20 protein-coding genes are annotated in these 21,748 nt (G+C 45.1%); 15 read left to right on the plus strand and 5 right to left on the minus strand.

The genetic code is table 11. From position 1 onward, the window contains the following. Positions 1 to 68 precede the first annotated feature (68 nt). The 4 genes from Q0110_RS02690 to Q0110_RS02705 all read left to right on the plus strand — a co-directional run bounded on the left by Q0110_RS02690 (position 69) and on the right by Q0110_RS02705 (position 3,491). Positions 69 to 509 (plus strand): PepSY-like domain-containing protein, encoded by a 441-nt coding sequence (locus Q0110_RS02690; RefSeq protein WP_297902001.1) that lies wholly within the window; start codon positions 69 to 71, stop codon positions 507 to 509. A gap of 315 nt (positions 510 to 824) precedes the next feature. Next, on the plus strand, positions 825 to 1,271 hold the full coding sequence (locus tag Q0110_RS02695) for a cold shock domain-containing protein (RefSeq protein ID WP_297902004.1): 447 nt from the start codon (positions 825 to 827) through the stop codon (positions 1,269 to 1,271). A 41-nt stretch (positions 1,272 to 1,312) separates the two neighbouring features. Continuing rightward, positions 1,313 to 2,134, plus strand: a complete 822-nt coding sequence (gene panB, locus Q0110_RS02700; protein WP_297902008.1) for a 3-methyl-2-oxobutanoate hydroxymethyltransferase — start codon at positions 1,313 to 1,315, stop codon at positions 2,132 to 2,134. A 13-nt stretch (positions 2,135 to 2,147) separates the two neighbouring features. Further along, positions 2,148 to 3,491, plus strand: coding sequence for a cobyrinate a,c-diamide synthase (locus Q0110_RS02705; RefSeq protein WP_297902012.1), 1,344 nt, complete (start codon positions 2,148 to 2,150; stop codon positions 3,489 to 3,491). Positions 3,492 to 3,766: 275 nt separating this feature from the next. On the opposite strand, the gene Q0110_RS02710 is transcribed toward Q0110_RS02705, so the two are convergent. Together Q0110_RS02710 and Q0110_RS02715 are read right to left on the minus strand one after the other, a co-directional pair. Further along, positions 3,767 to 4,444 (minus strand): porin family protein, encoded by a 678-nt coding sequence (locus tag Q0110_RS02710; RefSeq protein WP_297902018.1) that lies wholly within the window; start codon positions 4,442 to 4,444, stop codon positions 3,767 to 3,769. Positions 4,445 to 4,449: 5 nt separating this feature from the next. Further along, complete coding sequence (locus tag Q0110_RS02715) at positions 4,450 to 6,258, minus strand: LysM peptidoglycan-binding domain-containing protein (protein ID WP_297902023.1); 1,809 nt, start codon at positions 6,256 to 6,258, stop codon at positions 4,450 to 4,452. 189 nt (positions 6,259 to 6,447) lie between these two features. On the opposite strand from Q0110_RS02715, the gene Q0110_RS02720 reads away from it, so the two are divergent. Beyond that, entirely contained in the window at positions 6,448 to 7,791 is a 1,344-nt protein-coding gene (locus Q0110_RS02720) for a gliding motility-associated C-terminal domain-containing protein (protein WP_297902026.1), read from the plus strand. Further along, the gene (locus tag Q0110_RS02725; protein ID WP_297902029.1) at positions 7,772 to 8,749 is read left to right on the plus strand and encodes a lytic transglycosylase domain-containing protein; all 978 of its coding nucleotides are present in this window, start codon (positions 7,772 to 7,774) and stop codon (positions 8,747 to 8,749) included. Before Q0110_RS02720 ends, Q0110_RS02725 begins: the two co-directional genes overlap by 20 nt. Positions 8,750 to 8,856: 107 nt before the next feature. On the opposite strand, the gene glsA is transcribed toward Q0110_RS02725, so the two are convergent. Both glsA and Q0110_RS02735 read right to left on the minus strand, forming a co-directional pair. Beyond that, positions 8,857 to 9,822, minus strand: a complete 966-nt coding sequence (gene glsA, locus Q0110_RS02730) for a glutaminase A (RefSeq protein WP_297902032.1) — start codon at positions 9,820 to 9,822, stop codon at positions 8,857 to 8,859. Positions 9,823 to 9,897: 75 nt separating this feature from the next. Next, positions 9,898 to 11,337: a glutamate decarboxylase gene (locus Q0110_RS02735; protein WP_297902035.1), complete on the minus strand. Its 1,440-nt coding sequence runs from the start codon at positions 11,335 to 11,337 to the stop codon at positions 9,898 to 9,900. A 223-nt stretch (positions 11,338 to 11,560) separates the two neighbouring features. On the opposite strand from Q0110_RS02735, the gene Q0110_RS02740 reads away from it, so the two are divergent. Genes Q0110_RS02740 through Q0110_RS02750 form a run of 3 tightly spaced genes read left to right on the plus strand, consistent with a single transcriptional unit; the run spans position 11,561 to position 13,907 of the window. Continuing rightward, on the plus strand, positions 11,561 to 12,787 hold the full coding sequence (locus Q0110_RS02740) for an MFS transporter (RefSeq protein ID WP_297902038.1): 1,227 nt from the start codon (positions 11,561 to 11,563) through the stop codon (positions 12,785 to 12,787). A 25-nt stretch (positions 12,788 to 12,812) separates the two neighbouring features. Continuing rightward, positions 12,813 to 13,721: a DMT family transporter gene (locus Q0110_RS02745; RefSeq protein WP_297902041.1), complete on the plus strand. Its 909-nt coding sequence runs from the start codon at positions 12,813 to 12,815 to the stop codon at positions 13,719 to 13,721. Positions 13,722 to 13,754: 33 nt separating this feature from the next. Continuing rightward, a complete protein-coding gene (locus Q0110_RS02750; RefSeq protein WP_297902043.1) occupies positions 13,755 to 13,907 on the plus strand; it encodes a hypothetical protein in 153 nt (50 codons plus the stop codon). A gap of 52 nt (positions 13,908 to 13,959) precedes the next feature. Here the strand turns inward: Q0110_RS02750 and Q0110_RS02755 are convergent, their stop codons facing one another. Next, entirely contained in the window at positions 13,960 to 14,466 is a 507-nt protein-coding gene (locus Q0110_RS02755; RefSeq protein ID WP_297902045.1) for a GNAT family N-acetyltransferase, read from the minus strand. A gap of 196 nt (positions 14,467 to 14,662) precedes the next feature. Between Q0110_RS02755 and Q0110_RS02760 the strand changes: the two genes are divergently transcribed. The 6 genes from Q0110_RS02760 (at position 14,663) to Q0110_RS02785 (ending at position 21,743) form a co-directional block, all read left to right on the plus strand. After that, positions 14,663 to 15,253 carry a hypothetical protein gene (locus tag Q0110_RS02760; RefSeq protein ID WP_297902048.1) on the plus strand — a complete coding sequence of 197 codons (591 nt, stop codon included), beginning with the start codon at positions 14,663 to 14,665 and terminating at the stop codon, positions 15,251 to 15,253. A gap of 1 nt (position 15,254) precedes the next feature. Next, positions 15,255 to 16,133, plus strand: coding sequence for a DUF2764 domain-containing protein (locus Q0110_RS02765; protein WP_297902051.1), 879 nt, complete (start codon positions 15,255 to 15,257; stop codon positions 16,131 to 16,133). 3 nt (positions 16,134 to 16,136) lie between these two features. Further along, positions 16,137 to 17,894, plus strand: coding sequence for a V-type ATP synthase subunit A (locus Q0110_RS02770; RefSeq protein WP_297902055.1), 1,758 nt, complete (start codon positions 16,137 to 16,139; stop codon positions 17,892 to 17,894). A gap of 7 nt (positions 17,895 to 17,901) precedes the next feature. Continuing rightward, positions 17,902 to 19,227 carry a V-type ATP synthase subunit B gene (locus tag Q0110_RS02775; protein ID WP_297902058.1) on the plus strand — a complete coding sequence of 442 codons (1,326 nt, stop codon included), beginning with the start codon at positions 17,902 to 17,904 and terminating at the stop codon, positions 19,225 to 19,227. 75 nt (positions 19,228 to 19,302) lie between these two features. Continuing rightward, positions 19,303 to 19,926 carry a V-type ATP synthase subunit D gene (locus Q0110_RS02780; RefSeq protein ID WP_297902068.1) on the plus strand — a complete coding sequence of 208 codons (624 nt, stop codon included), beginning with the start codon at positions 19,303 to 19,305 and terminating at the stop codon, positions 19,924 to 19,926. Next, the gene (locus Q0110_RS02785) at positions 19,923 to 21,743 is read left to right on the plus strand and encodes a V-type ATPase 116kDa subunit family protein (protein WP_297902075.1); all 1,821 of its coding nucleotides are present in this window, start codon (positions 19,923 to 19,925) and stop codon (positions 21,741 to 21,743) included. Before Q0110_RS02780 ends, Q0110_RS02785 begins: the two co-directional genes overlap by 4 nt. Positions 21,744 to 21,748 lie beyond the last annotated feature (5 nt).

Consider the following 21,748-nt stretch of genomic DNA (forward strand, 5'->3'; position numbering starts at 1 on the left):
TCAATTTCGCTATCGATTTTTGTCTTATAATTAATTTTTCAATGTCTAATTTATTAAAACAAGAAGTTATGAAACGAATATTGATGTTGCTGGTTTGCGCTCTCTCTTTTAGTTCAGTCTCGATGTGGGCGGGAGATGATAGGTTGATCCAATTTGATGAGTTGCCGGCTACGGCCCGGACATTCATCCAGAAACACTTCTCTCAAGTGAAGGTTGCCTTGACTAAGGTAGACAGTGATTTTTTTGATAAGGACTATGACGTGGTCTTCGTAAACGGTGATAAGATAGAATTCGATAAAAACGGGAAATGGAAAGAGATCAAGTGCGTCTCCAGCGGCTCTATTCCTTCTACGGCTATCCCGGCGCAGATTCATACGTATATTACTCAGAACTACCCGGACGTATCGGTCGTGAAGATGGAGCAAGACCGGAAGGAGTATGAGGTGAAACTGTCGAATGGACGGAAGCTGGAGTTCGACAAGCAATACCGGCTGATCGATATCGACTGATCTCGCCTTCCGTGCCTTTTTTCCGCGCTGAGTTTATTGGGGGCATCCTATGGTTCCGGACCGGGGCATAGGATGCCCTCGTTCTTGGATTTAAAGATAACATTATGTTTTTTAATCTTAAATGAGGAGATTGGTAAGGCCTTCTCTATTTATTTTATTACCTTTGTAAAAGTTTGAGTCTAGAATCATTATCGACACAGTTCTTCTTTTTATAATATTAAGCAGATCTCCCCTTTAATCATCCTTCTCACGCTAAGTAAAAGTATAATACGCTTCATATTCCGTGAGGCCCTAGTATAAATTAAAATAGACTGTATGGCAAAATACGCATCATTTGGTAAACGTGAAAACGAGAAAAAGAAACAAGCCCGCCGAGTAGAGAAACAAAACAGGAAGGAAGAGAGGAAATCGTCCGGCAAAGCGACCAGCTTCGAAGACATGATCGCTTATGTGGATGAGAACGGGATGATCACCTCCGTCCCTCCCGAGCTTCGCCGGAAAGAAGAAATAAACCAGGAAGATATCTTGATCTCGACTCCTAAAAAAGAAGACGTGGCTCCGGTTATCTTAAGGGGCAGGATCGATTATTTTAATGAGCAGAAAGGTTTCGGGTTCATTCGAGACTTGTCGGGGATGGAAAGATATTTCTTTCACGTGAACAACGTCGTGGATGATATATCGGTGAATGATATCGTGACGTTTGACCTTGAGCGTGGAGACAGAGGCCTAAGTGCCGTGAATGTTTGCCTCGAAAATAAATAATAATATTTACCTTTGTGGCCGGAACAATTAATAAAAATAATATGTCTGTCGCAAAAGTAGATGATAATAGAAAGGTGACCACGCATCGCCTGATAGAGATGAAACAGCGTGGAGAGAAAATATCCATGCTTACCGCCTATGATTATTCGATGGCGAAATTGATAGATCAAGCAGGGATGGACGTGATCTTGGTAGGAGATTCCGCTTCGAACGTAATGGCAGGAAACGTGACCACTTTGCCGATCACGCTCGACCAGATGATCTATCACGGCAAATCGGTCATGAAAGCGGTAAGCCGTGCGCTGGTGGTGGTAGACCTGCCTTTCGGTACGTATCAAGGAAACTCCAAGGAAGCCTTGTCTTCCGCTATCCGGGTGATGAAGGAGACGCACGCCGATTGCATCAAGTTGGAAGGCGGGGCCGAGGTCCGGGAATCTATCGAACGCATCTTATGCGCCGGTATCCCGATAATGGGGCATTTGGGCCTGACCCCGCAATCGATCAATAAGTTCGGGACCTACACGGTACGTGCCCGCGAGGAGGCCGAGGCCAAGAAGCTGGTAGAGGACGCCCATCTGCTGGAGGAGATAGGTTGTTTCGCCTTGGTGCTGGAGAAGATACCGGCGGCGTTGGCGGCTCGTGTCGCCTCGGAGCTTACGATTCCCGTTATCGGCATTGGCGCCGGTGGAGGCGTGGACGGCCAAGTGCTGGTCATGCATGATATGCTCGGTATCAACCAAGGTTTCTCTCCCCGTTTCTTACGCCGCTACGCAAACCTGGGGGAAGAGATTACCCGTGCCGTACAAGCCTACATCGAGGACGTGAAATCCCAAGATTTCCCGAACGAGAAGGAGCAATATTAGAAATACGGAATACATGAGATCTCATTTGCTGATAGGGGCCGCCTCCTCGGGGAGCGGGAAGACTACTTTTACCCTGGGGTTGCTTCGTGCCTTGAAAAATCGTTCTTTACGGGTACGGCCTTTTAAATGCGGGCCGGATTATATAGATACCCGCCACCATAGGATGGCGGCGGGTCGTGCCTCCGTGAATTTAGATAGTTTCATGATGTCGGAAGGGCATATCAAGGATTTGTATGCCCGGTATACATCGGATACGGATGTGGCCGTAGCCGAGGGAGTTATGGGGCTGTTCGATGGCTACGACGCCATGAGAGGAAGCAGCGCCGAGATCTCCGCTTTGTTGCGGATTCCGGTCGTATTGGTGGTGAACGCCAAAAGTACGGCTTACTCGGTCGCTCCGTTACTCTATGGTTTCCGGAATTTCCGGAAAGACTTGAATGTCGTGGGGGCGGTATTTAATTTTGTGGCATCGGAGAATCATTATTCTTTCTTGAGGCAGGCTTGTGAGGACGCTGGCGTGGAAGCGCTGGGCTATTTGCCGAAGCGCGCGGATGTGGAGATCCCGAGCCGGCATTTGGGGTTGTCGCTGGATGGGGATTTTTGCTTTGAGGAATTCGCGGACCGGATCGCTTGCCTGGTGGAGGAGCATGTGAATATCGACCGGCTGCTGGCTATCACCGCTTCCTCCGTGAAAAGTCCGGATACTCAAGTGAGGGAAGTAGCGAAGGCTATCCCGGAGATAGATTTGAATATAGCGATCGCCCGTGATCAAGCCTTCAATTTCTCTTATGAGGAAAATATACGCTTCCTATCCACGCTAGGTAAGATTACCTATTTTAGTCCGCTGAAAGATGATCGTTTGCCGGAGACGGATTTTGTCTATTTACCGGGTGGATATCCTGAGTTATACTTAACGGAGTTGAGCGCGAATTCCAGGATGCGTGAATCAATTCATGCCTTTGTGGAAAGGGGAGGTAAGTTATTGGCTGAATGTGGCGGTATGATGTATCTCTGCAAGGAGATTATCGGTACGGATGGAAATGTGTATCCTATGGTTGGTGTATTACCGCGATCCGCTACGATGGAGAACATGAGATTACGTTTGGGATATCGGACCTTGTATTATAAAAACGACGTGTTGCGGGGCCATGAGTTTCATTATTCCCGGATCGTGCCCGGGGAAAGCCCCTTGCCATCCGTCGCTACAGCCTTTTCCGCGAAAGGGGCCCAAGTGGATACTCCTTTATATCGCTACAAGAATGTATTGGCTGGATACACGCATTTATATTGGGGAGATCCTTCCCGGAACGATTGGTTTATCGATTTTCTATATGGGGAAGACGCTTGTTGTTCCTAAGACTGCCGGGACATGCGAATAAGATATTCTTATTCATAGAATAAAAAACGAGATAAAAGGTGCTGAAAGTTATGTTGTATAGCATGTTGTTCTTAAATAAGGTTAATGGCTATGTTTTTTTGGCCGTAAACGTATGCTGCATAACATGAAATGTCTATATTTGCACCGTGTTTTTCATGGTATTAGATTTAAGGTTAACAATGAGATTGGCTGTCCGTGAGGATGGCCTTTTCTTTTTTATATCGTTATCCTGGTAAGGATCGTTGTTTGATGGTTTATTTGCTGAGAATCGGGATTAAGTAAGTCAGCTTCGCGGAAATCACTTGGCTGGAGGATTTAGGGAACGGGTCTTCCTTTCGGCTGTTGAACATATCTCCCAGCGCGTAGTAATAACGGCCTTCCAGCAGGAAAGAGCCGATCCCGGTGCGAAGCTCTATTCCCGGTCCTCCGCAAAGTCCCCAATCGAACTTTTTTTGAACCTCTAGCGTATGTTGTTCGTCGGGCCGGTTCGCGTTTGGATTCTCGCCGTTTAAGTTCGATTCCGTGCTCTCGCTGAGAGCGTAACCGATTTTGGGCCCTAAATTGACGAATACGCGCACTCGTTTACTTCCGAAATGAATATGGGTCAGGAAGGGGAGTTCCACATAACTCACCGTACGGCTGTATTTATATTGAGGTTTCTCCTCGAATTTCTCCTGCCATCCGTGCTGGGTGAAGTTCAGTTCCGCTTGTAAGCCCAAGTTCGGCTCTGTGTTCCAGCGTATCGTCGCCCCGCCGTTAAATCCGAGTTTCATTTTTGTAGGGACCTTGGGAGTAAAACTTACGCTGGAAAAGTTTACGCCGAAAGAGGCTCCCACGGCCAGTTCCTGCTTGAAAGCGCTTTTCTGGGCCTGGCAGAGCGATAGGCTCGATAGGCCCAACAAGATCGTTATGAATGCTTTTTTTATCCTCATCACTGTTATCTTACCTCACTACGGGTTACTGTATAATCATTCTTATAATGTACGATGAACAAGTTTGTATTGATAAAACCACCCCAGTTGTTCACCCGGTGGAAATCGAATCCGGTCTGGATGCTTTTATAATGGATCTTGTCTAAATTATCCTCGAAGTTCGAGCCGTATTTATCAATAGCGCTAAGGAAGTACATGCCTGTATCAAAACCTAAGATCCCATATTTGGGGAACGTATTGATTAAATTCTTACTATACCAGTTCTTGTAGTTGAAATAGAAGTTGTGTACTTCCGGAGACAGGTTATCCGCGTAGAAGTTACTATAAATATAGGTGTTCAACGCATAGAAGTCTTCTAGGCATTCCCTTGTATATGTCTGCCATTCCGGATAACCGAATAGATTGATCATATAAGGCTCCTTCTCCTCTTCTTTCAGCTCGGAAAGCATGCGGAGCGGTGTCTTGATCTTATTTACGGCATCAAGGGAAGCGGAGGTTGGCAATACCACGTTCCGCTTGTCTCGTACCATGGCAGCCTCGATGTCCGTGGCGAAGGTGTCGTTCTTGTAAGTAACCTCCTTGAATGGGATATTACGTTGCTGCATCTCCGTTTTGAACACCTTGATAAATTCTGTTTTTTCTTCTTTATCCTTGATGTTGACGAGTATGATATTGTAATCCGAGAATAAGTTGCAGCCTGCCTGCGCCGCCTTGGAGTAGAGATAAGAATGGGGCGTGTTTACTTGATAAACATTTGCGTTAGACAAGACATCGTCGTTCTTGGATGTGAAAGGGATTACATATTTGATATTCTGTTTCTGGGCGAAATCGGCGACCAACCCGATTTGATCGTTCTGTACGGCCCCTATGATCAGATTAGCGTTCGATAGCGCGTCTTCCTTTAATATCTCCTTGACTTTCTTCGTGCCGTTTCCGGTATCATATACCGATAACTCGATGGAGGTCCCCATATTACGCAAGCTGTCAACCGCCAATAACAGCCCTTCGTAATATTCCACGAAACGGGAAGTAGCGGAAGATTGCGTCGCTTCGTTTGTCATGAACGGCAGCAGTAAGGCCACTTGGATACGGTTCACCTTCTTTATATCCTTTGGGGTGGAGAGGAGGGCGTTCACCTCACGCTCTTCCGGTTGCCTCATGTTTTGGGTGATCACTTCCTCGCTGGTTACCGGGATCTTGATGACCATGCCTGCTTTCACTCCGTTTTTCAACTCGGGATTGAGCCGTAAAAGTTCCACGCTGGAAATATCGAACTTCCGGCAGATGCGGTACATGGTCTCTTTTTTCTGCACGGTATATTCCATCTCCTTCTGTACGATCTTCTTCTCCGTGGTAGGCAGGGTTTCCAGCCGTGTCGGCGGTATCCGGATGTTCTTGCCTATCGTGAACGTCGAAGTGGAAAGGCCCGGATTGGCGGCGATTATGTCTGTAGCGGGTACTGAGTATTTAATGGATAAGGAGTACAAGGTTTCTTTGGGCTGGATCGTATGGTAAATATAGTTATCGGCTTTGCCGGAAGGGGCTATGGCAGAATCCTTTTGCGGGATTCTTAGCGTAGAACCCGCCCTGATTCCGTCCTTGCTTTCCGGATTCAACCGGTAAATGTCTTCTACGCTTACGCCATACATGGTAGCGATAGCGTATACGGTCTGCCCGCGTTCGATGGTATGGTAAAATATATCGCTCCTTTGCTCGTTTGTAAAGATAACTTGTTTATTATTCTTTTGTGAATAAACGGTTACGCTCGATAAACTTAAAAAGAGCGTTAATGCGTATATACTAATCTTGCTCATTTTCTGTTTGGAATATTTTGTGACAAAGATAATGCAAACCGAAGGCAGTACAAAATAAGCTTGCTTATTTTTAATGGTGAGGCGCCGCTTATCTTCGCTTTTGAGCGAAGATCGTGAAATTTGCCTATGCCGCATGCTACGTATGTCCTTTTATTTCCCTAATTTTGAACCGTAATTTTTAGATTGTATATGCTAAAGAGAGAATTAAGAAAGATACTGTTATCACTTTGTTTTTTGTGTGTGGTCGTTGCCTCGTATGCTCAATACGTGGTGACAGGAGGAAGCGGAAGCCCGATGAAAGCCGAGCAGAGTTCTGGTGACTCCGCTGAGCGGCTGGAGGTCTATCTGGTGTATGGCATGAATAATGTGACGATTAGTTACACTTCATCATCGTCTTCTTCGCATCAATGGTATCGTTATAGCACCAAACGGCTGGAGGCCGAGAAAGTTGCTTCTACCCAGAATGGAACCACTTCCACCATCCGGGATGTGGAGGATGGGTATGGCTATTTTGTTGAGGAAGGAGCCGTATCGCGCTACGTCTGGATCGTTGATTATAGCAAATACACGTTGAATGTATCAGACTTACACGTCTCCGATAATAGCGATCCGTGCAGCGGGTTGGTTTTGGCTGGGACGGGTACGATCCAACCCATTTATTATTATTGGCCTAATACCGGTACGAGGCGTGAACTGTCTCGTCAATTTGATGTTATTTATAATACATTGGAATATGATCCGGATAAGAAGGAATATATATCCAAACAAGAGACAGCGGTTATCGAAGGTAATTTATTCGGTAAATCCATTCCTGCTCCCTGGTGCGATACGGAGATCTGTGTGAAAGGCGATTATTACGCCCGTCATTTTGGAAAAGAAGTCACGCTTTGTATCGATGAGTACCAGGCCGCCGCAGTGGATGCCCATATCGATACCTTGCTGATCGAGCAGGAGGCCCCGAATATGAATACGACAAAGAATGGTTATTGTGCCCCGGCGACTGTCCAATTCTCGGCCGTGGCGAATACGCCGACAGCGGCCTTGTTTAATTGGAAAATCTATAAACAGGGGGAGGAAGATAATCCGGTCGTCCATTTTACGGGCGAGGAGGTAGATTATACGTTCAATCAGGCCGGAACATTTATCGTCAAGCTGGAAGTGAGCGACCAGAGTACCACTTGCAATACGGAAGATGAGGTCCAGATTGATATCTCGGAGTCTTACCTGATGATACCCAACGCATTTTCCCCGGGAACCACTCCCGGAGTTAATGATGAGTTCCGGGTTGCCTATAAGTCGTTGGTGAATTTTAAGGCGTGGATATTTAATCGCTGGGGCATACAGATGTATTATTGGACAGATCCGGCCCAAGGATGGGATGGCAAGAAAGGAGGCAAATATGTTCAACCGGGCGTGTATTTTTACGTGATAGAGGCCGAAGGTTCCGATGGTATTAAATATAAGGAAAAAGGTGATATAAACATTCTTAGACCTAAAACGATTCAAGAAGAAGATGAGAATATCCAAGAATAATTTAGCTAGTTTTTTATGTGGAGCTGTTGTTTGCTTGACCGCATGTATCTCGATAGGCTCGAATGACGTGGAAAAAGTGGTAGAGAGCCGTCCGGTGGTCTCGTCGATGACCGTGTCGCCGGATGTCCCGGCCTCTGTTCCTTTTTGCGGGAAACAAATTGATCTTACTCGTTATGACATGCGGGAGGCCTATGACCGGGAGTTGAGTAGCTTTACTTATTTCCATTCCACGACAATGCTTCTGATCAAACGGGCGAACCGTTATTTCCCCGTGATTGAACCGATCCTGAAAGCAAACGGTATTCCCGATGATTTCAAATATCTGGCGGTGATAGAGAGCCATCTGGACCCGCGGGTGTCTTCTCCGGCCCGTGCGGTGGGGATGTGGCAGCTACTGGAGAGTACGGCGAAAGAGTATGGCCTGACAATCACCCCGACAGTCGATGAGCGTTGCCATGTGGAAAAAGCTACGGGGGCCGCTTGCCGTTATTTAAAAGCTGCTTATAAAAAGTACGGAGATTGGGCGGCTGTGGCGGCTTCCTATAACGGAGGCATGGGACGTATCTCCGGAGAGTTGGCCAAACAAGATGCGGATAGCTCTTTTGAGCTTTGGCTTGTGGAGGAGACTACCCGTTATGTGTACCGGATCATGGCAATCAAGCAAATTTTCGAGAATCCGTCGAAATATGGTTTTGTGCTTCGCGCATGCGACCTGTATAAGCCGATCCCTACCGTTGATGTGGTGGTAAACCAAGATATACAGAACTTGGCTGCTTTCGCCAAGGAGCATGGAATCACTTATGCGGATCTGAAGCGTTTTAATCCTTGGCTGCGTGACCGCAAGTTGCTGACGGGAGGTAAGACTTATGAGTTGAGCATTCCCCAACAAAAGGATATGTATTATAAGGTCCCGAATACGGATGTCCACAATCCTGCTTGGGTCGTGTCGGAGAATTGATCGGGTTTTTTATTTGCCGCGAAATAAAGTGTCTCATTTTGATGGAATGATTATCCGTCGCGATGAGACACTTTTTTATTTATTATCTGTCTGGGCGATAAAGCCTGCTAATCTACGATTGTTACGCGGTGACCGTTGAATACATTCAATCCAAGCTTATTCATTACGTATTTGATAGAGAGCTGCGCCTTTACGGAGTTGCCAGCCTGGTCAATAGGAGGGGCGAACGCGGAAATACCGAATTGCCCGGGTAGCACGCCCATGACACCGCCGCCTACGCCTGTTTTCGCGGGGATGCCGGAAGTGTATAACCAATCGCCGGTATGCTCATAGAAACCTACGGTAGAGATCATGGAGGTGATTTTCGGAGATAACTCAGCGTCGAACACTTGCTTCTTTGTCACAGGGTTAAGCCCTAGGTTGGCTACCGTGGCGGCAGCGATGGATAGTTGCTTGGCCGTGATACCCAAAGAACATTGACGGGTATACAGATCCAAAGACATATCCGGATCGTCGTAAATACGATTGTAGTTCTTTAGTAACCAAGCGATAGAACGGTTATTGAAGTTTGTCGCGGACTCGGATTTATAAAGCTCGTCGATCAATTGCGGTGCGCTTCCGCATAGGTCCGTGATATTGGCTACGATAGCGTCCCACTTCTGTTTGGAATCGCCGACAGGCTTCACCATGCTGCAAGCGGTGATAGCGCCGGCATTTACTAACGGGGTAGAAGGATGATCGTTTTCCAACAAGATGGCGATGATGGAATTGAACGGTAATCCGGTAGCGTCGGCTCCGATCTTCTCCAATAATTCTTTCGCGCCGTATTGGCGTAATACCAAGATAGCCGTGTGTACTTTCGATACGGATTCGATGCCGAAACGATATTCGGAATCTCCCACCTCGATGGTTTGCCCGTTTAAAAGACAAATACTGATTCCGAAAAGATTTTTATTGATATTCGCTAGATAAGGAATGTAATCGGCGTTCTTACCATCCGTATTTGTCTTGTAAAGATCGTAAGCTTGTTGAACCGCTTCCTTGATCTGGGCGATTGTTATTTTCTTGTCCATATGTGAATAGGATTAAAGAAGGCGTATATGAAAACACTGATAGCCTTTTCATGTACGCCTTGATGGATTTTATTTTTATTTCTTGGTTTTACTCATCGCGGTATGGGTAAAGACCTTGCCCTTAACCGGAACGTTCTTGTCTTGAGCGATGCGGGTAGGAGTAGGATATTCAAGTTTCTCCAGCTCCGCTATGGCGTTCTTGATATCGCCTAATAACATATCGGCCATATCGCGGCTGAAACCTTGGCGAACTACGATACGCATGACCACATAGTTGTCTAGTTTCTTCGGTAATGTATAGGCGGGAACCATCCAGCCGCTTTGTTGCAGTTTGTCTTGCAAGTCATAAAGAGTCCATTTCGCGTTCTTTGCGTAATCAGGCTTCAAGTACCAAATAAACAATGGATTCACCACCTCGTTGCTGTAATTCACGAACGGAGTCATTTTCCCGATTTCTTGATGGAGGTATTTTGTGATTTCCATGCTGTTGTATTGGACTTGCTTATAACCCTCGAATCCAAGACGGATGAATTGGTAATATTGTCCGAGGATTTGAGCGGCAGGGCGAGAGAAGTTTAAGCCAACCTGAGTGATGTTAGCTCCAAGATAGTTCACGCTGAATGACATTTCTTCCGGTAAGTATTTTTTATCTTTCCAGACAACCCAGCCTAATCCCGGGTAAACCAAACCGAATTTATGTCCGGATGTACTGATGGAAAGAACCCATTTTAAGCGGAAATCCCATTTTGTCTCCGGGCTTAGGAACGGAAGGATAAAGCCTCCACTGGCGGCATCTACGTGGATAGGTATGTCGTAACCCGTCTTGGCGTTGTATGCGTCGAGCGCTTTATCCATAGCTTCTACGTCGTCGTTCAAACCAGTCCATGTCACGCCTTGGATAGGAACGATGCAAATCGTGTTCTCATCGCACATCTTAAGCGCCTCTTCCGGGTCGAGTGTTGTTTTGTCTAAGGTCAAAGGCACCTCGCGCATTTCGATTTGCCATAGTTGGGCGAACTTTTCCCAAACAACCTGGAAACCGGAAGAGATTACGAAATTCGGCTTATCGGTGGGCTTACCTTGCGCTTGTCTCTTTTTACGCCAACGCAGCCAAGCGGCCACTCCACCCAACATACAAGCCTCGGAGGAACCGATAGCCAAAGCTCCGGTCTTCCATTTTTCTTGCTCTGGAGAATTCCAAAGACTCGCCATGATATTAATACATTTGGCGTTCATGACAGCGATTCTCGGATACTCGGTTTCGTCGATATAGTTGATGTTGATAGCTTCATTCATCAATTTTGTAGCGTATTCATCCATATAAGTGGTAACGAATGTCGCTAGGTTCAATCGAGGCTGCGTTTGCGCGAAAGTCTCGTCTTTAACCATTTGATAAGCGATCTCCGGTGTTGTAGGACCATCTGGGATCTTATCGACAGGAGAGGGAGTCAACATTACTTCCGAACCAAAAATAGCAGTCTTGGCATCGCCATTTCTGAAATTTGAGTCTTTCATTTTTCTTTAGTTTTTATTGTTAATAAAATGATTTGAATCAATGGAATTCTGTTTCCATTGAGCGTTTATGCCAAAACAGATTGTTGATAGGAAAGTTTAGGTGATTTACATTATTTGGGGTTTATTAGCGATACGGTTCCTGTCTTCTTTGAAAGAGCGAAAATGATGAACTTTCGCAAAAAATGTTTGTTTTGATTAGATAAAAACGTAAATTTAAATCTTTATGAGAATACAAACTGGTCGGGGTACAATTCCCCTTATAACTCTGGTCGGGATATGGTCTATATCTGCGTTAAATGCTTTACCGGGTTTAGCGGTTTCTCCAATATTAGGAAAACTCTCCGTTATCTTTCCTCATTCCACGGAATTGGATATACAAATGCTTTCCTCGTTGCCTTCATTATTGATAATTCCATTTATTATATTGTCGGGTAAATTAACGGAGAAGGTGAATGAGATTCGTTTGCTACAATTAGGCTTGGTAATCTTTGCCTTAAGCGGCATTCTGTATTTACTCTCAAATAAGATGTGGCAACTGATAGCGGTGAGTGCCTTGATGGGAATCGGGTCGGGTTTGATTATTCCATTATCGACAGGGCTGATTTCCCGGTTCTTTATCGGGAAATACCGGACGAAGCAGTTTGGTTTAAGCTCGGCTATTACAAATTTTACATTGGTATTAGCCACGATATTAACGGGTTATCTGGCAGAGGTGAACTGGCGTTTGCCTTTTGCCGTTTATTTGTTGCCTTTGATTTCTATCGTGCTTTCGGTGTATTTAAAAAGGAGTATGGAGAATGGGGCGATGGTTGTGTCTGGCGCGGAGGCAAAGGTTCCTTCAGTTGCGTTTTCCGTTACGGTTCCGGGTAAATATGGGGTGAATATAAAGCATCTGGTACAGCTCATGTGTTTCTATGGATTAGCCACTTATTTGGTGATTATTGTTAGTTTTAATTTACCGTTTTTGATGAAGGAATATAAATTTACGAGCGGTAATTCGGGATTAATGATTTCATTGTTTTTCTTGGCTATAATGGCTCCCGGTTTTGTCTTGAATCAAATCATAGCTTTCTTTAAGCAAAAAACAAAGTTTATCAGTTTATCAATAATCGCTTTAGGAATGGTATTGATTTTGGTATCCCACACGGAATGGTTGATTGGTTTGGGCTGTATTTTCTCCGGTTTAGGATACGGTGTGATTCAACCAATCATATATGATAAAACGACTCATACCGCTATTCCGGAGAAAGTAACCTTGGCATTATCTTTCGTGATGGCTATGAATTATTTGGCAATATTACTTTGCCCGTTTATTATAGATTTCTTCCAATCTATGCTTCATGTCAAGAGCCAACAGTTCGCGTTTATTTTTAACTTGTGTATTACGCTGATCGCTATGGTCTGGGCTTATGTAAAACGAGACTCGTTTCTCTTCGATGATAAGATATAATTTACGAATATAAAAACGAAAGACAGTGAAAAATAAGAAAACAGAGGCTAATATTAGCATGGTGATCTCGAAAACTTTCAGCGGATTGAATATGAACGCCTTGAAGTACCTGCTTCCCGTATGGATAAGTCCTTTGACAGGCGCTTCTTTTCGGTGTGTATTTGCGGCTATGGCTTTTTGGCTGATCGGCTGGTTTATGAAACCTGAGGTTTCCACGACAAAAGATAAGGTGTGGTTATTTTTGCTGGGAGCTATCGGTATCTATGGTTTTATGTTTCTTTACTTAGTAGGGCTTAGTAAGACCACGCCGGTTTCAAGTTCTATCTTCACAAGCCTACAGCCTATCTGGGTCTTTTTAATTATGGTATTCTTTTATAAGGAAAAAGTAACCCGGATGAAAATATTGGGTATCTTGATCGGTTTATCCGGAGCCTTGGTCTGTATCCTGACGCAGCAAACGAATGATCTGGCGGCAGACGCTTTTAATGGAAATATGTTATGTTTGGCTAGCTCCCTGTTTTATGCCGTATATCTGGTTTTAAGCCAACGGATTTTACAAAAAGTCGGTACGATGACGATGCTTCGGTATACTTTCACCGGTGCCGCTTTTTCCAGCCTGCTGGTTTTGCTGATAGATGGCTTTCATGCTCCTCTATTCTCGGGATCGTTTCATTGGTGGCCTTTTACCATATTAATATTTGTTCTTATTTTCCCTACAGTGATCAGTTATCTGTTGATTCCAATTGGCTTGAAATACCTGAAAACTACGTTGGTCGCTATTTATGGATACTTGATCTTGATCGTGGCAACGATCACTTCTTTGTTGATTGGGCAAGACCGTTTCAGTTGGCCGCAGATGTTCGCCATTATCTGTATTTGTATTGGAGTCTATTTGGTCGAGATAGCGGAAAGAAAAGAGAAAAAGAAAATTTAACTTGTTAAATATAAATTATTAAATTGTTGTGTTATGAATAAAAGACAGGAAAAGAAAACATGGAGCTCTCAACTTGCGATTGAGAATCCGGCGAATGACAGGATCGCCATTATTTACTCCGTGAGAGTTGATAATGTACGTGTCATAGAAAAAACTCGTAATTCAAGAAAAGATAAGCTTCGCTGACAATAATCACCCCCTATTCTATAAATATAAGGCATGAATAGGGGATGATTATCTATTTATTCTCCACTTCCATGCCCATGATATAATCATTCATAAAGTAACCGTTTCCTATATGATGGTCGCGTGTGCCTATTTCCCGTAACCCCATATGTTTATAGAAGCCTACGGCAGGATTGTAGCGGTTTACATATAATTCTATTGTGAAAGATCCGGGATGTATCTCTTTCAAATAGTTTATACCCTGTTCAATGATGAAGCGTCCGATTCCTGTCCCGTGTAATTCTGGGAGGGAATAGATCTTTTGGAAATTATAGGTGTTTTCTCCTGTTTTTTCGATGGATAAATAACCCGCTGGCATGTTGTCTGCCGATACGATGAAATATTGATGATGTAACTCTTCCATTTGTTTCAGGATATTATCGGGAGCGTACATCATCTCAAACATATAATCCAGTTGTTCTTTAGAAAGTATCTTCTCGTATGTGTGTCCCCAAATGCGTGAGGCAAGATCATGGATTAGAGAACGATCGTCAATAGTAGCTTTTCTGAATGTAAACATGTTAATTTTATATTTTGACCTACAAAGATACAAATAGACGAACAAAAATGCAATATCGGTGAACGTAAATAAAAATTTAATAGACCGATGTTATTTTTTAGATTGATTTTACAATTATTTTCATGTTAATCCGCGAAAAATAATAACTTTGTGAGCAATTACTATTGAAAAATACAATTCAAATACATAATAGGAAATGGATACAAAGATTCAGGAACTAACAGACAAAATCTACAAGGAAGGTGTAGAGAGGGGGAACGAGGAAGCCGGGCGTATAATATCCGAGGCCAATGCCCAGAAGGATACGATTCTTAAAGATGCGGAAGCGGAAGCGAGACGTATTATCGCTGCTGCTGAGAAACAAGCTGCCGAGTTGAAGAAAAATACGGAGGCTGAATTGAAATTGTTCGCGACCCAGTCTGTCGAGGCATTAAAGAGCGAGGTGGCAAACCTTATCACCGGAGATATCGCTAGTTCGAATGTGAAAGCGGCGTTGATGGATCCCGCTTATATGCAGAAAGTGATCCTCGAGCTTGTGAAGAGCTGGCCCGCTAATGAGTTCCTGACTATCCAAGCTTCTGATGCCGATGGCCTTAAGGCATATTTTGAGGCCAATGCCAAAGGTTTGCTAGCGAAAGGATATAAGATCGAGAAGGTAAGCGGAAAGAAAGCTTCTTTCTCCATTGTCCCGGAGGACGGATCTTATAAGGTGACATTTGGCGAAGACGAGTTCGTCGAGTTCTTTAAAGAGTTCTTGCGTCCGCAATTAGTAGAAATGCTGTTCTGATATGAGTAAGTATTACTACTTAATCTCCGGACTTCCTAATATAGCGTTAGATGATAGCAAACTTGCCTATTCCGTCTGCGAATTCCGGACAGAGATAGAGGATATGTTATCTTCTAAAGATAAAAAGTTGATTGATTTATTTTATTTGAAATATGATAATATAAATCTGTTGGCCCACGCTAAAAGACCGGACTCTGATCCGGATCAGAGAGGAAGAATAACGTATGATGAGTTCAATACTTTATATAAAGCGTTGAAGGATGAGGTGAAAATTCCCAAAAATGATAATCTCCCGCCATATTTCGTGGAATTCTTTAAACTGTATTTAGCCGAAGAGGCTAAGGACACCAAAAATGAGAAAGAATATATATCATGGGAAGACCGCTTGGCTGCGTTATATTATGAATATGCCATGAAATGCGGGAATAAGTTCGTGGCCGACTGGTTCGAGCTTAACCTGAATATCAACAATGTTCTTACTGCTATCACTTGCCGTAAATATGGATTTGATAAGGCCGATTATATCGTGGGGCATAATGAGATAGCGGAAAATATCCGTACATCGAACGCCCGTGATTTCGGCTTGGGCGATTCCGTGGAATATTTGCCCGAGTTGCAACGCATCGCCGAAGAGACCGATCTGATAGTTCGTGAGAAGAAAATCGATCTTTTGAAATGGAAATGGCTTGACGATAATACCTTCTTCAAGACGTTTGATATAGAGAGTGTATTCGCTTATTTGTTGAAATTGGAGATGATAGAGCGCTGGGTAACCTTGGATAAGGCGAGAGGCGAGAAGACTTTCCGGGAATTGGTAGGCGCCATGAAGATGGGTAGTGAGAATGCGTTGGAAGAATTTAAAAGAAACAATATAAAATAAATTATGGCTACGAAAGGAATTGTAAAGGGAATCGTATCCAACCTGGTAACCGTAGAGGTGGATGGTCCGGTTTCTCAGAATGAGATCTGTTACATTTCTGTCGGAGGCGTGAAGCTGATGTCGGAAGTAATCAAGGTGATAGGTAAGAATGCCTTTGTACAAGTATTTGAGAGTACACGTGGTATGCGTGTAGGCGACGAGGCCGAATTCCAGGGACATATGTTGGAAGTTACGCTGGGCCCGGGTATGTTGTCCCGCAACTATGACGGTTTGCAGAACGACTTGGACAAGATGGAAGGTGTATTCTTGAAACGTGGCGATTATACGTTTGCGTTGGATAATGATAAGAAGTGGGATTTCAAGCCTCTGGCTAAAGCGGGCGATACCGTGAGCGCCGGTGATTGGCTGGGAGAGGTGGACGAGAATTTCCAACCTCACAAGATTATGGTCCCCTTCACTTTCGAAGGTACTTATACCGTGAAATCGGTTGCCGCTGCCGGACAATATACGATCCATGATACGATGGCTGTCCTTACGGACGAGAATGGTACGGACGTAAACGTGACGATGATCCAGAAATGGCCGGTGAAGAAGGCTATCACTTGCTATAAGGAGAAGCCTCGCCCATTCAAATTGCTGGAGACGGGTGTTCGTACGATCGATACCGTGAACCCGATCGTTGAGGGGGGCACCGGATTTATCCCGGGACCGTTCGGTACGGGTAAGACGGTGCTCCAGCACGCTATCTCTAAACAAGCGGAGGCGGATATCGTGATTATCGCCGCTTGCGGTGAGCGTGCGAATGAGGTCGTGGAGGTATTCACGGAGTTCCCGGAATTGGTAGACCCGCATACGGGACGTAAATTGATGGAACGTACGATTATTATCGCCAATACATCCAACATGCCGGTTGCCGCTCGTGAGGCATCCGTATATACGGCGATGACTATCGCTGAGTATTATCGTAGCATGGGCTTGAAGGTTCTGTTGATGGCCGACTCTACTTCTCGCTGGGCGCAGGCTTTGCGCGAGATGTCCAACCGTTTGGAGGAGTTGCCCGGACCGGATGCCTTCCCGATGGACTTGTCCGCTATCGTGGCGAACTTCTACGCTCGTGCGGGATTCGTTCATTTAAAGAATGGCGCTACAGGTTCTGTAACCTTTATCGGTACGGTATCACCGGCGGGTGGTAACTTGAAGGAGCCGGTAACCGAGAATACGAAGAAGGTGGCCCGCTGTTTCTATGCCTTGGAGCAGGAACGTGCCGACCGTAAGCGTTATCCGGCCGTAAACCCGATCGAGAGTTATTCCAAATATATCGAGTATCCTGAGTTTCAGGAATACATCGCTAAACATATCTCCCCGGAATGGATCGAGAAAGTGAACGAGATCAAGACCCGTATGTTGCGTGGTAAGGAGATCTCCGAGCAGATCAATATCTTGGGTGATGATGGTGTGCCTGTGGAGTATCACGTTACATTCTGGAAGTCTGAGTTGATCGACTTCGTGATCTTGCAACAGGACGCTTTTGATGCCATCGACGCGGTTACTCCGTTGCAACGCCAGGAATTCATGCTGGATAGGGTCGTGAATGTTTGCCGTTCGGAGTTTAAGTTTGACAGCTTCCTTGAGGTTATGGATTACTTCAAGAAGATGATCAATATCTTTAAGCAGATGAACTATTCGGAATATGAGAGTGACCAATTCAAGAAGTTTAATACGGAACTGGATGAACTTTTGAAGGAGAGAATCGAAAATTAAAAGAGTTATGGCAACAAAAGCATTTCAAAAAATATATACGAAGATTACCCAGATCACAAAAGCTACCTGTTCGCTGAAAGCGACGGGAGTAGGGTATGATGAGTTGGCCTCTGTAGACGGAAAGCTGGCTCAGGTGGTAAAGATTATCGGCGACGAGGTTACGTTGCAGGTGTTCTCCGGAACGGAGGGTATCCGTACGAATGCCGAGGTGGTATTCATGGGAAAGGCTCCTTCTTTGAAAGTGGGCGACCAGTTGGCCGGACGTTTCTTCAACGCTTATGGAGAGCCTATCGATGGCGGCCCGATACCCGAAGGGCGTGAGGTCGAGATCGGTGGCCCGTCCGTGAACCCGGTACGTCGTAAGCAGCCGTCTGAGTTGATCGCTACGGGTATCGCCGGTATCGACTTGAATAATACCTTGGTAACCGGCCAGAAGATCCCGTTCTTCGCTGACCCCGACCAGCCTTTCAACCAAGTTATGGCGATGGTAGCCTTGCGTGCGAAGTCGGATAAGATTATCTTGGGTGGTATGGGTATGACGAACGACGACTACTTGTTCTTTAAGAATACATTTAGTAACGCCGGTGCCCTAGACCGTATCGTTAGTTTTATCAACACGACCGAGGATCCGTCCGTGGAGCGTATCTTGATCCCGGATATGGCGTTGAGCGCCGCTGAGTATTTTGCCGTGGAGAAGAACGAGAAGGTCTTGGTGTTGCTTACCGATATGACCAACTACGCCGATGCCTTGGCGATCGTATCCAACCGTATGGACCAGATCCCGTCTAAGGACTCTATGCCGGGTTCCTTGTATTCGGATTTGGCGAAGATTTACGAGAAAGCCGTTCAATTCCCGGCGGGAGGTTCCATCACGATTATCGCCGTGACGACCTTGTCGGGTGGTGATATCACGCATGCCGTACCTGATAATACGGGTTATATCACGGAAGGTCAGTTGTATTTGCGTCGTGATAGCGATGTGGGTAAGGTAATTGTCGATCCGTTCCGGAGCTTGTCTCGTTTGAAACAGTTGGTAACCGGAAAGAAGACCCGTGAGGATCATCCGCAAGTAATGAACGCCGCCGTGCGTTTGTATGCCGATGCCGCCAACGCTAAGACGAAGTTGGAGAACGGTTTCGATTTGACCGATTATGATAATCGTACTTTGTCTTTTGCCAAGGATTATTCTTCTAAGTTGTTGGCTATCGACGTGAACTTGGATACTACCGAGATGCTGGATGTGGCTTGGGGATTGTTCGCCAAATATTTCAGTCCGGAAGAGGTAAATATCAAACAAGGATTGGTGGATAAGTACTGGAAAATTGAAAGTTGAGAATTGAGAATGGGAAATTAACCCATCGTCAATACATTTTCAATTTTCAATTATCAATTTTCAATTAATAAAAACATGGCAATAAAGTTTCAATATAATAAAACCTCTCTTCAGCAATTGGAAAAGCAACTGAAGATGCGTGAACGCTCCCTGCCTACGATCAAGAGCAAGGAGAGTGCCCTGCGTATCGAGGTGAAGCGGACCAAGGACGAAGTGAATAAATTGGAACTTCAGCTAGAACAAGAGATTCAGAGTTACGAGAATATGGTGGCTTTGTGGAACGAGTTCAATCCGGAGCTGATCTCCGTGAAGGACGTGACGCTTTCCACGAAGAAGATCGCCGGCGTGATCGTCCCGTTATTGGACGAGATCAAGTTCGAGATCGGACACTATAGTCTCTTTAATGCCCCCGCATGGTATACGGATGGTATCGAGTTGCTGAAAAAGCTGGCTCGTACCGGTATCGAGGCAGAGTTCTCGGGCATGAAGCTGGAGTTGTTGGAGCATGCTAGGAAAAAGACCACTCAGAAGGTGAACCTGTTTGAGAAGGTACAGATTCCGGGCTATAAGGATGCGATCCGTAAGGTGAAACGATTTATGGAAGACGAGGAGAGCCTTTCTAAGTCCTCACAGAAGATCATGAGAGCCAATCAGGAGAAACGTAAGGCAAAAGAAGAAAAAGAGGAGGCCGAGGTATGATAGTAAAGATGAGTAAATATGCCTTTATGGTGTACCATAAGGAGTATGATACATTCCTTTCTACGCTTCGTGACCTTGGCGTTGTCCATATCAAGGAGACAAACTCCGTGATGGATAACGAGAGGTTGCAAGAGCTTCTGGCTGAGCGTAAACAGGTCAATACGCTGATGCGTTACTTTAAGAACCTTCATGCGGCGGAGAAAGACGTTACGTTTGCCCCGGCCCGTGAGTTGACGAAAGAGGAAGGCCTGAAGTTGGTGCGTAAGATAGAGGAATTGCAAGATAAGAAAGCGCAATTGATCGCTTCCAAGCAATCGATCGAGAAGGATCTGGCCTATATGGAGCTATGGGGTGAGTTCAGTTATCAGAATATCAGTCGCCTGAAAAGAGCGGGGTATGAGGTTACGTTCTTTACTTGTCCTACCGCTAAGTATGAGCCGGAATGGGGCGTGCTGTATAACGCCATTCTGATTAATAACTTCCAATCGGTAACGTATTTTATCACGATCACCAAGGAAGGAACCTTGATCGATATAGACGCTGAGCGTCCGAAGATGCCGGTTCAAGGATTGGCGAAGTTGCGTGCCCGTTTGGATCAGCGTGTCAAAGATATCCGGAATATGGAGGATGAACTGAAACGTCGTGCCGCGGAGGATTATAAAACGTTGGAGGAATTCGATAAGAATCTACAAGACGAGTTTAACCTTTCTAATGCGTTGGTACAGACAGACCGACAAGCCGGCGATAAGCTTATGTTGCTGGAAGGCTGGGTACCGACAGAAAACGCTCCGGCATTGGAGCATGAACTAGATAAACAAGGTTATTTCTTCCAGCAATTAGAGATCGAGGAGGGAGATAAGGTGCCTATCAAATTACGGAATAATAAATTCAGTAAATTGTACGAGCCTATCACGAAGATGTTCTCCTTGCCTAATTATGGGGAACTCGATCCGACTCCGTTATTCGCTCCGTTCTTTATGTTGTTCTTCGGACTCTGTTTCGGCGATGGTGGATATGGTCTGTTAGTCATGATCGTTTGTACGATCTTGAAGAAAAAGGTGAACCCGGATTTCAAGCCTTATTTGACTTTGTTCCAGTATTTAGGTTTCGCTGCTTTGCTGGTGGGAACTTGTACGGGGTCTTTCTTCGGTGTAGCCTTGGCCGATGTTCCTGCTTTGTCAAAGATTAAGAACTACTTTGTAAATAGCGATAACTTGATGACGTTTTCTATTATTATCGGTTTGGTACAAATCATATTCGGAAAATGTGTCGCTGCGTATAAAACCAAGATACAAAAAGGAACAAAGTATAGCATCGCTCCATTTGCGTGGGTATTTGTTATCGTGTCTTTGGCTTTAGCTTTAGGACTTCCGATGTTGAACGTTCACTTACCGGACATCGTCGTTACGGTATGTTATGGAATCGCTATCCTAGGCTTGATTGTCGCTTATTTGTACAATACACCGGGAAAGAACGTCTTCCTGAATTTTGGAACCGGACTTTGGAACACGTATAATATGGCCTCCGGATTGCTGGGGGATACGTTATCGTACATCCGTTTGTTTGCGATCGGTCTGACCGGCTCCATCTTAGGAGGCGTATTTAATACGTTGGCGGTTACAATGACAGATGGTATGAATATCGTTTTGCGTGCGATTTGTATGTTGGTGATCCTATTGCTTGGACACGCGATTAACATCGCTCTCTGTACGATCAGTTCTCTGGTACACCCACTTCGTTTGATCTTCGTGGAATATTATAAAAACGCGGAGTTTGAGGGTGGTGGCAAGGCTTATGAGCCTTTCAAGAAAGCATAAAAGTT

This window comes from uncultured Parabacteroides sp., from assembly GCF_947855115.1.
In the GTDB taxonomy this organism is placed as follows: Bacteria; Bacteroidota; Bacteroidia; order Bacteroidales; family Tannerellaceae; genus Parabacteroides.